This is a genomic window from Methylopila sp. Yamaguchi (assembly GCF_002897035.1).
In the GTDB taxonomy this organism is placed as follows: domain Bacteria; phylum Pseudomonadota; class Alphaproteobacteria; order Rhizobiales; family Methylopilaceae; genus Methylopila.
Window position 1 is genome coordinate 319,031 of sequence record NZ_BAUX01000001.1, and the last position, 11,733, is coordinate 330,763.

Below are 11,733 nucleotides of genomic sequence, written 5' to 3' on the forward strand. Positions count from 1 at the left end.
TCACTCGGGCGGCGTTTTCGTCTCGGCCCGCCTGATGGACCACGCCAACCAGGCCCAGTAGACGAGAAAACCGCCGATCCCGAACGTCACGGCGACGCCTCCGAGCGTGATCCGGCCGGCCCACCACAGGGCGACGCCCGCGCAGCCGAGCGCAATCCCCGACAGCAACATGAAGAGCGTGGGTCCTGGCGCGTCGAACGGGACGCTGGCCTCACCCCGCCATTCGACGCCGTCGACCGCCCAGGCCTCGGCGCGCAAGGCTTCGGGATCCGCGGCCGCTCCGACAGAGGTCGTTCGACCACGCCGCGAGACGCCGAGGATTGGTCCGGCCCGCGCGGCGAGGGCGAGCGCCGCCACAACCGACACGCAGGCCCAGGCGGCGCCGCCCATCACCGCGATCATGTCGTAAGCGCCGTCGCGGAACGCGAGCCAGTAACCGGCGATCGAACCGAAGACCAACGCGACGGTCAGGAACACCGCGGCGGCGATTAGGGCTACAGAGCGCCCTTGATCTCGCGAGGGCTCAGAGTCGGTCACGGAGCGCGAAATAGCTCATGGCGGCCACGAGGATGGGCTTCCGGAGCCAGGTTCCGCCTGGGAACGCCGGAACAGGGAGCCGGCCCAAGAGGTCGAAGCTTCCGAGCTGGCCGGCGACGGCGTCCGCCAGGATCGTCCCGAACATCGGGCCGAGCAGCACACCCTGCCCCGAATAGCCTGCAGCCACCAGTACGTTCGGCGCGACCTGTCGCACGAAGGGATGCCGCGTCGGCGTCACGCCCAGCACGCCGCCCCAGGCATGGTCGAGCCGCACGCCCTTCAACTGCGGGAACACCTTCTCCAAGTGGCCGCGGACGATCGGGGCCACGTCCTTTGGAAGCGTGGTGGAATAGGTTTCGCCGCCTCCGAAAAGCAACCGGCCGTCCGGCGTCGGGCGGAAGTAATAGACGACGAAACGACTGTCGGAGACCGCGGCGCGGCTGGTCAGCGCGTCCTGCAGGCGCTCGCCGAGCGGCTCCGTCGTCGCGATGTGGTTCGCGATCGGCATGACGTGGGATTCGACCGCCGGCTGCACCCCGTCCAGCAGGCCGTCGGTGCAGATCAGCGCGTGATCGGCGATGACCGTGCCTTCGGCGGTCTCCAGCACCACGCGGCCGTTTGGCTTCAGACTAAGAACGCGGGAGCCCTCGTGCACTGTGGCTCCCGCCGTCTCCGCCGCGCGGGCGAGGCCGAACGTCAGCGCCAGAGGATCGAGATGGCCGCCGCCGTGGTCGATCGAGCCGCCGTGGTACTGGTCGCTTTTCACCAGCGCCCGCAAGCGGTCGCGGTCCAGCGGCTCGACATGGGGATAGTCATAGTCGCGCGCGAGCTTCTCGGCGTAGCGATGGGTTTCGCGGACGTAAGCCGGCTTATGATCGGCGTGGATCAGGCCTTGCTCATAAGAGCAGGCGATGTCATGGCGGTTGATCAGCTCCTTTAGGAGCGCCTTTGCGTCTTCGGCCATGTCCCACAGCTTGCGGGCGTCGTCGCGGCCGACGACCCGTTCGAGCTCGTCCTGCTCGTGGCGCTGCCCGGTGTGAACCTGACCGCCGTTCCGCCCCGAGGCGCCCCAGCCGACCCGCGCCTGCTCGAGCACGACGACCCGCGCGCCGCGCGTCGCCAGACGCAGCGCGGCGGACAGCCCCGTGAAGCCGGCGCCGACGATCGCGACGTCGGCCCGGTTCTCGCCCCGCAAAGGCGGACGCGGTCGAGGCGCCGGGTTGACCGCGGCGTAGTAGGAGGCCGCAGGCGGGAAGACGCCCGTCACAATGTGGCCCTCACACGTTCAGCAGCAGGTACTCCCGCTCCCACGGGCTGATGACGCGCATGAAGGTCTCGAACTCGGCGCGCTTGATCGCCGCGTAGGTGGCGGTGAAGGTCTTGCCGAACACGTTCTGCAGCGCCTCGCACTGCTCGAAGGTGGCGACCGCCTCCAGCAGGCCGCGCGGCAGGTCGTAGTCGAGGCCGTGGGCCGAGCCGTCGATCGGCTCGGACGGGGTGAGGCCCTCCATCATCCCGAGATAGCCGCAGGCGAGCGATGCGGCGATAGCGAGATAGGGGTTGGCGTCGGACGACGGCACCCGGTTCTCGACGCGCCGCGCCGAGGGCCCCGAGGGCGGCACGCGGATCCCGGTCGTGCGGTTGTCGTAGCCCCACTGCACGTTGATGGGGGCCGAGGACTGCCGCGTCAGCCGGCGGTAGGAGTTCACGTAGGGAGCCATCACGCACATCACGGTCGGCAGATACTTCTGCGTGCCGCCGAGGAAGGAGAAGAATTCGGACGAAGGCTTGCCGTGCTTGTCGGAGAACAGGTTGGCGCCGTCCGCGTCCACCACCGACTGGTGGATGTGCATGGCCGAACCCGGCTCGTTCGCGATCGGCTTAGCCATGAAGGTGGCGTAGATGTTGTGCTTGAGCGCCGCCTCGCGGATCGTGCGCTTGAACATGAAGACCTGGTCGGCCAGAGCGAGGGGGTGCCCGTGCCGCAGGTTGATCTCCATCTGCGCCGCGCCCTCCTCGTGGATGAGCGTGTCGATCTCAAGCCCCTGGGCCTCGGAGAAGTCGTAGATGTCCTCGAACAGCTCGTCGAACTCGTTCACAGCCGAGATCGAGTAGGACTGCCGCCCGGTCTCCGGGCGTCCCGACCGGCCGATCGGCGGCTCCAGGGGATAGTCGGGATCGGTGTTCGGCTTGACGAGGTAGAATTCGATCTCCGGCGCGATCACCGGGGTCCACCCCTTGTTGGCGTAGAGGTCCACCACACGCTTCAGCAGCTGGCGCGGCGAGACCTCGACGGGGCGGCCGTCGCGGTGGAAGGCGTCGTGGATGATCTGCGCCGTCGGGTCGGAGGCCCAGGGCACCACCGCGAGCGTGGAGAAGTCCGGCTCGAGCACCAGGTCGCTGTCCGCCGGGTCGCCGCCGCCGGGCTCGTCGTCGGCCGCGTAGCCGCCGGAAATGGTCTGGTGAAAGATCGAGGACGGCATGTTCATGGTGGGCGAGGCGAAGAACTTCGCCGCCGGCATGATCTTGCCCCGCGCGACGCCGGCTTGGTCCGGCACGACGCATTCGAGCTCCTCGATGCCCCGGTCGAGCACCCACTGGCGCGCGTCCTCGGCCGACGCCGCGCCCCTACGGTCGGCGATCGCCTCCTTGAGGCCGCTGCGCTTTTTCTTGCTCATCAAGCACCTTCGAGATGGCGCCGCACGGCCCCCGTCCCGCTCGACGAACGGAAGAGGCCGTCTCACGGCTTGACCCGAGCCAGCGGACAAAGCGACGGCGCGCAAGGCCCGGAAGGGCCTGTCGCTGCTTGCGGCGCGCTCCGGATCGGGTCGATCGCAGGAGGTCGAGGAGCGCTCGCGAGGCGGTGCGGATCCGCCCGACGCCGGATCCTCCGACGCGCCTCAAGCCTGCCTGAGGGCGCGGACCAAATCAATCGCTGCGGCGCCGCATCGATTCGAGGCATGGCGCGCGAGCGGGCAGAGAATGTGTTGTGCGCGTCACGCGCCAAGGCTAGCGTTGCCGTCGACGGCCGTCGCGGGGCGGTCCATCCGGGGATTTGGAGAAGCGACGAATGACGTCGAAACGTTTGGCGCGATCGCTCATCGCGGCGTGCGGCTTCGCTCTGGCGTTGACAGGGCAGGCGCTGGCGCAGGCGAAGGAAGTGCGGATCTACAACTGGTCGGACTACATCGACGAGCAGATCCTGAAGGACTTCGAGGCGGAGACCGGCATCAAGGTCGTCTACGACGTCTTCGACTCCAACGAAATTCTCGAAACCAAGCTTCTCGCCGGCAAGACCGGCTACGACGTGGTGGTGCCGACCGCGACCTTCCTGTCGCGTCAGATCAAAGCCGGAGTTTTCCAGAAGCTCGACAAGTCCAAACTTCCGAACATTTCAAACGCTTGGCCTGAGATCTATCAGCGCATCGCGAAGTACGATCCGGACAACGCCTACTCCATCAACTACATGTGGGGCACGACCGGCATCGGCTACAACGTCGACAAGGTGAAGAAGGCGTTCCCCAACGCGCCGACCGACAGCTGGAAGCTGGTCTACGACCCTGAGAACCTGAAAAAGCTGAAGGGCTGCGGGGTCATGTTCCTCGACAGCCCCGAGGACCTTCTGCCGTCGGTCATGACCTATCTCGGCCTGCCGCCGGACTGGTCGGACGTGAAGAACGTGGAGAAGGCGGCGGAGCACCTCGCCAAGCTGAAGCCCTACGTCACCAAGTTCCATTCCTCGGAGTACATCAACTCCCTGGCCAACGGGAACATCTGCGTGGCCGTCGGCTATTCCGGCGACATCTTCCAGGCCAAGAGCCGCGCGGAAGAAGCGAAGAAGAACGTCAACGTCGAGTATTCGCTTCCGAAGGAGGGCGCCCAGCTCTGGTTCGACCAGATGGCGATCCCCGCGGACGCGCCGCACGTGGAAGAGGCTCACGCCTTCCTGAACTACGTCCTCCAGCCGGAGGTGGCGGCCAAGGCGACGAACTTCGTCTCCTACGCCAACGGCAATCTGAAGTCGCAAGAGTTCATCGACGAGAGCGTGAAGACCAACCCAGCGATCTATCCGACGCCGGAGGTGTTCGCGCGGCTCTACACCGTGCCGACGATCGAGGACAGCAAGACCCAGCGCGCCCTCACCCGCGCCTGGACGAAGGCGAAGAGCGGGCGCTAGGCCTAGCGCCGCCAATTGACGCGCGTCCTCCTCCGGCTTGACCGGAGGATTTATCCCATCCGTCAAGCGCCGCGTCGGGCGTGGATGGTCCGGTCGAGCCGGACCATCCTGCGGCGGAGACGCATCCTGCGCATGATCCCGGCTCCGCGTCGCTGCGACCGCGACGCCCTCAAGCATCTCCCTCTCCTCCCGCGGCTGGATGACCTCATGGCGCTGAAGCCCGCCCAGAAAGCCCTCGGTCCCATCCGGCGCTCCTTCGCGCCCTGGCTCGATCCGTCCGCGGTCCCGCTCATCCGCTTCGAGAACGTCGTGAAGCGGTTCGGCGACTTTACCGCCGTCGACGACGTGTCGATCGACATCCACGGCCGCGAGTTCTTCGCCCTGCTCGGCCCCTCCGGCTGCGGCAAGACCACGCTGATGCGCATGCTCGCGGGCTTTGAGGAGCCGACGTCAGGCCGGATCACGCTCGCAGGGCAGGACCTTGTCGGCGTGCCGCCCTACCGGCGGCCCGTGAACATGATGTTCCAGTCCTACGCGCTGTTCCCGCACATGTCGGTGGAGCAGAACATCGCCTTCGGCCTCAAGCAGGACAAGCTGCCGAAGGCCGAGATCGAGGCGCGGGTGAAGGAGATGCTACGGCTCGTCAAGCTCGAGCCCTTCGCGAGCCGCAAGCCGCACCAGCTTTCCGGCGGGCAGCGGCAGCGCGTGGCGCTCGCGCGCTCGCTCGCGAAACGACCCAAGGTGCTGCTGCTGGACGAACCGCTCGGCGCGCTCGACAAGAAGCTGCGCGAGGAAACCCAGTTCGAGCTGATGGACCTCCAGATGGAGCTCGGGCTCACCTTCCTGATCGTGACCCACGACCAGGAGGAGGCGATGACGGTCGCGGACCGGATCGCGGTCATGAACCACGGCAAGCTGGTGCAGGTCGCGACCCCTGGCGAAATCTACGAGCAGCCGAGCTGCCGCTATGTCGCCGGCTTCATCGGCGACATCAACCTGTTCGAGGCCGAGGTCGCCGCAAGCGCCGGCGGCCTCGTGACGCTGAAGAGCGCGGAGGTCGGCGCGACGTTCAGCGCCGCCGGCGAAGCCGCCCCCGGCGCCAGCGTGGCGCTCGCGGTGCGGCCCGAGAAGGTGCGGATATCGATCGATCCGCCGCCAGCGGACGCGGCCAACGTGCTCAAGGGCGAGGTCTGGGACATCGCCTACCTCGGCGATTGGACCGTGTTTTTGGTGAAGGCCGAAAACTCCGAAAAGATCGTCCGCGTCAGCCGCGCCAACGTCATGCGCAGCGAGACACAGCCGGTCGCCTGGGACGACAAGGTCCATGTCTGGTTCGCGCCGGACGCGGGCGTCCTGCTGTCGAGCTGAGGGAGCGGCCATGACCGACGCGTCCGCGCCCACGCCCGCCGGAGCCAGCCCCTGGGGGCGGCGGCTCGTCATCGCCATTCCCTATCTCTGGCTGCTGGTCTTCTTCCTCGCGCCGTTCTTCATCGTCCTCAAAATCTCGTTCTCCGACACGGTGATCGCGCAGCCGCCCTATACGCCGCTGCTCGACCTCGCGCAGGGTTGGCAGGGGATCAAGGACTGGTGGGCCGGGCTCGACGCCGAGAACTACGGCATCCTGTTCGAGGACGAGCTCTACGTCGCCTCCTATGTCTCGAGCCTGCGCATCGCCACCATCGCGACGCTGCTGACGCTGCTAATCGCCTATCCCATGGCCTACGGCATGGCCCGCGCGCCCAAGGGCTGGCGCCCGATGCTGCTGATGGCGGTCATCCTGCCGTTCTGGACCTCGCTGCTGATCCGCGTCTACGCGTGGATCGGGATCCTGAGCCCTGAGGGCCTGCTGAACGCCTTCCTGCTCGGAACCGGGATCATCTCCGAGCCGCTCTACATCATGAACACCGAGACCGCGGTCTTCATCGGCATCGTCTACTCCTACCTGCCATTCATGGTGCTGCCCCTCTACGCCAGCCTCGAGAAGCTCGACGACACGCTGCTGGAGGCGGCGGCGGACCTCGGCTCGCCGCCGTGGAAGGCGTTCTGGCAGATCACCGTGCCGCTCTCGCTGCCGGGCGTGATCGCGGGCTGCTTCCTCGTCTTTATTCCCGCGGTCGGCGAGTTCGTCATCCCTGACCTGCTCGGCGGCTCCGAGACGCTGATGATCGGCAAGACGCTCTACAACGAGTTCTTCATGAACCGCGACTGGCCGGTCTCCTCGGCGATCGCCGTGCTGCTGCTGTTGGTGCTCGTGCTGCCGATCGCGATCTACAACAACGTGCAGGCCCGCGAAGTGGGGGCGAAGACGTGAGAAAGGGGCTCTCCTCCGTCAACATCGTCGCGCTCACGCTGGGGTTCGCGTTCCTCTATCTGCCGATCGTGCTGCTGGTGATCTACTCGTTCAACGACAGCCAGCTGGTGACCGTCTGGGGCGGGTTCTCGACGCGCTGGTACGCGGCGCTGCTCCACAACGAGCAGCTGCTCGAGGCCGCCTGGGTCACGGTGCGGCTTGGGCTGATCTCGGCGACGCTCGCGACCGTGCTCGGCACGCTCGCCGCCGTCACGCTTACCCGCATGACCCGGTTTCCCGGCCGCACCCTGTTCTCAGGGATGGTCTATGCGCCCCTCGTGATGCCGGAGGTGATCACCGGCCTGTCGCTGCTGCTGCTGTTCGTGGCGATCGGCCTCGACCGCGGCTTCCTAACGTTGGTGCTGGCGCACGTCACGTTCTCGATGTGCTTTGTGGCGGTGGTGGTGCAGTCGCGGCTGATCACCTTCGACAAGAGCCTCGAAGAGGCGGCGATGGACCTTGGCTGCCCGCCGTTCAAGACTTTCCTGGTGGTGACGCTGCCCATCATCCTGCCGGCGATCGTCTCGGGCTGGATGCTGGCCTTCACGCTCTCGATCGACGACCTGGTGATCTCCCAGTTCACCACCGGCCCGAGCGCGACCACGCTGCCGATGCGGATCTACTCGTCGGTGCGGCTCGGCGTGAAGCCTGAGATCAACGCGGTCTGCACCATCATGATCGCCATCGTCACCATCGGCGTCATCGCCGCGTCGATCGCCACGAAGCGGGCGGAATCCGAGCGGGTGAAGGCCGAGCGCGCCGCCGCCGCGGGGCGGTGATGACTGGAGGCCAGGACGCGAACGAGGGGAAGAGAGCTTGAACCGCGCGGCGCCGTTTGGAGGCTGTCTGGGTGCCGTATTCATGATCGGGCGGGCGTTCCGACGCACGGCGCGCCCGCGGTCATGACTCAAATATAGCGTGCCGGCCAGTTCCGCTTGGACTTCAGCGCGTCGAGCTCGGGGAGCGCTCACGCATCCGATATTCCCCGTAAATCGACACCCGCAATCATCTTGCTGCTGTATTCGCGTTCATCTCCTACAACACATTGAAGGATCTTTCCGCATGGCGATGGCTGAAAATCTTGACTCCGACTCGGGGTCGGCGTCGACCCACGTTATGCCGTTCGAGATCAGGCGTCTGGCCAGCCGCCTCAATCCTGCGACGAACCCCCAGGACGTGGTCGCCGCGACCGTCGCCGAGATCCTGACGCTTGATCTCACGGACTACGAAGAGGTCGTCTATCTGGCGTCCGCCGCCATGAAGAACGAACATCATGACGCGACGGCCCACCTTCTAGAGAACGCCGTGCGGGTCCGCCCAGAGGGATCCATTCTGTCACGGGCCGGCTATACGGCGCGCGAGCACGCGCTGCGCTTCCGCCTGGCCCAGAAGAGCAGCGACTCCATCGTCGAGGCTGGACTGACGACGCTCCGTTCGCCCGAGCCGAGACACTTCACGCATCTCCCTCATGTCGGCTTCGATTTCATGCGCGAGGTCAGCGAGCATGGCGGCCGTGAGATCCCGCGCACGATCCACCAGATCTGGATCGGCGGAAGGGCGGCGCCGCAGCAGCCCCAGGACGAATGGGGCGAGTGGTGCGAAAAGTACGGCTATAGGTACCGCCTGTGGGATGAGGACGCCTGCAGGACGCTGAGCTGCTACTCAGGAGCGCCGTTCCGGAGCTTCTACGGCCAGAAGAGGTTTGCCGGCGCGGCCGACATCCTGCGGGCGGAGATCCTGGCGCTGCACGGCGGGCTCTACCTGGACATGGACATGTTCCCGGTGGACACGGGCTATTCCCTCCACGAGGTGCTGCCCATGCGCGGCATGCTCTGCCTCGCCTCGAAGTCCTATCGGAAGATGACGGCGGGCGGCCTCTACGTCACCAACTCCGTGCTCGGCGGCACGGCCGGGCACCCCGTGATGAGGCGCTATTTCGACGCCATGGAGCCGTCCTGGCGGCGGATGCCGCAGGAATCGGCCTGGTGGAGCGTCGGCGCCTGCCTGCTGACGGCCTCGTTGGTCGGCGCCTGCAACACGATCTCGCCCGACCACGTCGGCAGCCTTGGCAAAGCCGATTTCGATGATCGTCACAAAGCCCTGCGGGACATCAACAAGAAGAGAACGATGCTCTTCTTCAGCGCGAAGCCCTGGCGTTAGAGACCAAGCGGGCGTCGCCCGCTCGTCTAAGGCCTCCCGGTCGCCGCCCGGCGCGGGGCGACGACCGGCCCAGGTCAGTGGGCGTGCATCAGCGTCTGGATGCGCTTGCCGAGATCCGCGAGCATCGTTGGATAGTTGGCGAAGGGCTTCTTCTTCATCTTCGCCTGCAGCCGCGACAACCGCGCGCCGAGCTTGTCGGCCGTGAAGTCGTCCAGCAGTCCGCGATGATAGATGCCCTCCTCCATCCCGTCCTCGCGCAGGAGAAGGGTTGTCTTATGGCCGGTCTCCCGCGCGAACCAGAAGTCCACCGCGAAGGCGGGCACGTGCTCCGCCAGGGCGAACACGACGGGATGAAACCGGCCGAAGGACACCACAGCGCGGGCCCCGGCAATGACGTGTTTCGCCTTTTCGGGCTCGAAGTAGAGATCCTTGATCGTCTGGTCGCCGAAGCCCAGCTTCGCGGCGAGCTTGGCGTCGCCGGCGTCGAAGGGCACGATGACGATCTCGCACCCGAGGGAAGACGCGAAATCCCGAACGCCCTGAAGCCAAGGCGTGATGAGCTCGACGTCGTCCGGCGGCCGGGCGCGGAACGTGACCACGATGTAGTCGGAGCTGGGCAATGGCGCGGCCCAGGGTTCGGCCTTCAGGCCGAAGGCCCAGTCCGGGGCCCACTCGCCCGGCACGTCGTAGTGCGTCAGCACGTCGATCGAGAGCCGGTCGCGAACGGTGGTGACGTGCGCGAGCTTGAGCATGGCCCGGCTCGCCTCCACCATCACCGGGTCCTTCTTCGAGAAGAAGTCCTCGTGAATGTGCACGCCTGAGTGCACGATGGCTTTCCCGGCCCGCCGGGCGCAGATCATCTGGTTGTAGCCGAAGCCCAGCCCCAGGCCGCCGCCGCCCAGGAAAAACCCGCAGACATCCGGCTTCATGACCTCCCCGCGATTAAGGGAGTCGATGCACTTGGCCCCCTTGTACGGCCAGTGTGTGGTCGTCGCGTCGAGCGCCGGCGAGTTCAGTGCGAACTTGTACGAAAACTCGGGCCCGATGTGGCGGATGATGGAGTGCGAGAGCGCCTCGTCCCCCATATTGCCTTTCGCGAAGAACCCGCGAAGGACCACCTGCTTGGGCGACGACTTCGGATCGACTTTGGCGGCGGAAGTGGGTTTCGGCAATGTTCGGCTCCTGTCGCCGCGTAAGGATGTTCGAAAGCGATTCCTGAAAGCAAGCGCATTCCCGCAGCGGCGCCCTGAGCTTCAAGCGCTCGTTCGGGCGGGTCCAGACGCTCGGCGCGACGTTACGATTTCAGCACCTGGAGAATGTCGGCGGCCGCTTGGTCGACCGCGGCCTTGTGCCCGAGGAAGGGCTTCGAAAGGCCGCCGTCGCGATAGAGGCGGACGAGGCGAGCGATCTCCGCCGGCGTGAACTCGTCAATCCGGTCTGTGGGGAAATGGAAGTCCTCGAGGCCGTCCTCGACCAGCTGGAGGCAGGTCTTGTCGTCGGACCGCCCGGGCCGGACGGTGTCCAGGCTGAAGGTCGGAACGTCGTTCGACATTCCGAACACGAGCGGATGATAACGGCCGAGCGAAAACACCGCTTTCGCCTGCCCCAGCAGATACTTGACGTAGGTCGGCTTGCTGAAGAGGTTGCCCATCATCTCGCCCTTGATGTTCAAGGTGCGGGTGAGATTCTGGTCGCTCGCGTCGAAGGGAACGAGCGCCACGCCAAGCCCTTCGCCCGCGGCGTAATCCATGATGCTCTTCAGAAAAACCGCGGTCCGGGGATTGTTGCGGTTCGTGTCGGCCCGGACCGTGACGACGATGTAGTCGCCCTTGGGCTTGGGCCCCTCGGTCTGATTGAGGCCGAACGCCCAATCCGGAACGTACTTCGGATGCACGCCCAGCTTTTCCGCCACGACGATCGACCGGCGATGGCGCACGCTGAAGAAATTCGCGGCGCGCAGGAATGTCGACGTCACGTTGTTGAAGTCTGCAGAGTTCTCCGAGATAAACTCTTCCGTGATGTGAACGCCGGTGTGGATGATCTTCTTTCCGTACCGCCAGGCGAACATGTACTGATCCCAGCCAAAACCGAGGCCCAGACCGCCGCCGCCCAGGAGCAGGCCGGCAACGTCAGGCGCCGCCAAGGCCCCCCGGTTCAAGCTCCAGATCACTTTCAGCTTGTCGTACGGCGGTATCTTCGGCGTTATGAGTTTTTCTTTGACGTAAACAAGATTATTTGCAGATATAATTATTCTGTAATCCTGGGAAAAATACTGGATCATTGTAGCGAGCAGAGCTTCATCGCCACAGTTGTTGTTTCCGTAAAAACCGCGAACCACCAACCCAGGCAATTCATCCATCAGAGCAACGCCTCCTTTATGACAACACCGTAGTGACGGCGGCACTCCCCCTAGGAGACCGTCCTCAGAGCTATCATGATTGGCGGACCAGATAAACGGAACGCGGCCGTATTTTGCTGCATCGCAGCGCCGGTGTGTCCGCGCGGCGCC

General features: G+C 65.7%; 10 protein-coding genes. 5 read left to right on the forward strand and 5 right to left on the reverse strand.

What is annotated here, in order from left to right; genetic code table 11:
- The 3 genes from METY_RS01495 to METY_RS01505 are packed head-to-tail and all read right to left on the reverse strand — an operon-like array spanning position 1 to position 3,215.
- Positions 1-477, reverse strand: coding sequence for a hypothetical protein (locus METY_RS01495; RefSeq protein ID WP_103119618.1), 477 nt, complete (start codon positions 475-477; stop codon positions 1-3).
- A 46-nt stretch (positions 478-523) separates the two neighbouring features.
- Positions 524-1,804 carry an NAD(P)/FAD-dependent oxidoreductase gene (locus METY_RS01500; protein WP_103119619.1) on the reverse strand — a complete coding sequence of 427 codons (1,281 nt, stop codon included), beginning with the start codon at positions 1,802-1,804 and terminating at the stop codon, positions 524-526.
- 10 nt (positions 1,805-1,814) lie between these two features.
- The gene (locus METY_RS01505) at positions 1,815-3,215 is read right to left on the reverse strand and encodes a glutamine synthetase family protein (protein WP_103119620.1); all 1,401 of its coding nucleotides are present in this window, start codon (positions 3,213-3,215) and stop codon (positions 1,815-1,817) included.
- 392 nt (positions 3,216-3,607) lie between these two features.
- Here METY_RS01505 and METY_RS01510 point away from each other — a divergent pair, with 392 nt between their 5' ends.
- The 5 genes from METY_RS01510 to METY_RS01530 all read left to right on the forward strand — a co-directional run bounded on the left by METY_RS01510 (position 3,608) and on the right by METY_RS01530 (position 9,224).
- Positions 3,608-4,714, forward strand: a complete 1,107-nt coding sequence (locus METY_RS01510) for a polyamine ABC transporter substrate-binding protein (protein ID WP_103119621.1) — start codon at positions 3,608-3,610, stop codon at positions 4,712-4,714.
- A 207-nt stretch (positions 4,715-4,921) separates the two neighbouring features.
- On the forward strand, positions 4,922-6,082 hold the full coding sequence (locus METY_RS01515; RefSeq protein ID WP_103119759.1) for an ABC transporter ATP-binding protein: 1,161 nt from the start codon (positions 4,922-4,924) through the stop codon (positions 6,080-6,082).
- A 10-nt stretch (positions 6,083-6,092) separates the two neighbouring features.
- Positions 6,093-7,025 carry an ABC transporter permease gene (locus tag METY_RS01520; RefSeq protein ID WP_103119622.1) on the forward strand — a complete coding sequence of 311 codons (933 nt, stop codon included), beginning with the start codon at positions 6,093-6,095 and terminating at the stop codon, positions 7,023-7,025.
- Positions 7,022-7,843 carry an ABC transporter permease gene (locus METY_RS01525; protein WP_103119623.1) on the forward strand — a complete coding sequence of 274 codons (822 nt, stop codon included), beginning with the start codon at positions 7,022-7,024 and terminating at the stop codon, positions 7,841-7,843. The genes METY_RS01520 and METY_RS01525 overlap by 4 nt, the downstream gene beginning before the upstream one ends.
- 283 nt (positions 7,844-8,126) lie before the next feature.
- Positions 8,127-9,224, forward strand: coding sequence for a glycosyltransferase family 32 protein (locus tag METY_RS01530; protein ID WP_103119624.1), 1,098 nt, complete (start codon positions 8,127-8,129; stop codon positions 9,222-9,224).
- A gap of 74 nt (positions 9,225-9,298) precedes the next feature.
- Here METY_RS01530 and METY_RS01535 read toward each other — a convergent pair whose 3' ends face one another.
- Together METY_RS01535 and METY_RS01540 are read right to left on the reverse strand one after the other, a co-directional pair.
- Positions 9,299-10,396: a polysaccharide pyruvyl transferase family protein gene (locus METY_RS01535; RefSeq protein ID WP_103119625.1), complete on the reverse strand. Its 1,098-nt coding sequence runs from the start codon at positions 10,394-10,396 to the stop codon at positions 9,299-9,301.
- A 122-nt stretch (positions 10,397-10,518) separates the two neighbouring features.
- The gene (locus METY_RS01540) at positions 10,519-11,583 is read right to left on the reverse strand and encodes a polysaccharide pyruvyl transferase family protein (protein WP_103119626.1); all 1,065 of its coding nucleotides are present in this window, start codon (positions 11,581-11,583) and stop codon (positions 10,519-10,521) included.
- Between the last annotated feature and the right edge of the window lie 150 nt (positions 11,584-11,733).

Bases quoted from the DNA above. Each gene is read 5' to 3' on its own strand.
- METY_RS01530 (WP_103119624.1), top strand. From the start codon at position 8,127: ATGGCGATGGCTGAAAATCTTGACTCCGACTCGGGGTCGGCGTCGACC.
- METY_RS01510 (WP_103119621.1), top strand. From the start codon at position 3,608: ATGACGTCGAAACGTTTGGCGCGATCGCTCATCGCGGCGTGCGGCTTC.
- METY_RS01515 (WP_103119759.1), top strand. From the start codon at position 4,922: ATGGCGCTGAAGCCCGCCCAGAAAGCCCTCGGTCCCATCCGGCGCTCC.
- METY_RS01520 (WP_103119622.1), top strand. From the start codon at position 6,093: ATGACCGACGCGTCCGCGCCCACGCCCGCCGGAGCCAGCCCCTGGGGG.
- METY_RS01505 (WP_103119620.1), bottom strand. From the start codon at position 3,215: ATGAGCAAGAAAAAGCGCAGCGGCCTCAAGGAGGCGATCGCCGACCGT.
- METY_RS01540 (WP_103119626.1), bottom strand. From the start codon at position 11,583: ATGGATGAATTGCCTGGGTTGGTGGTTCGCGGTTTTTACGGAAACAAC.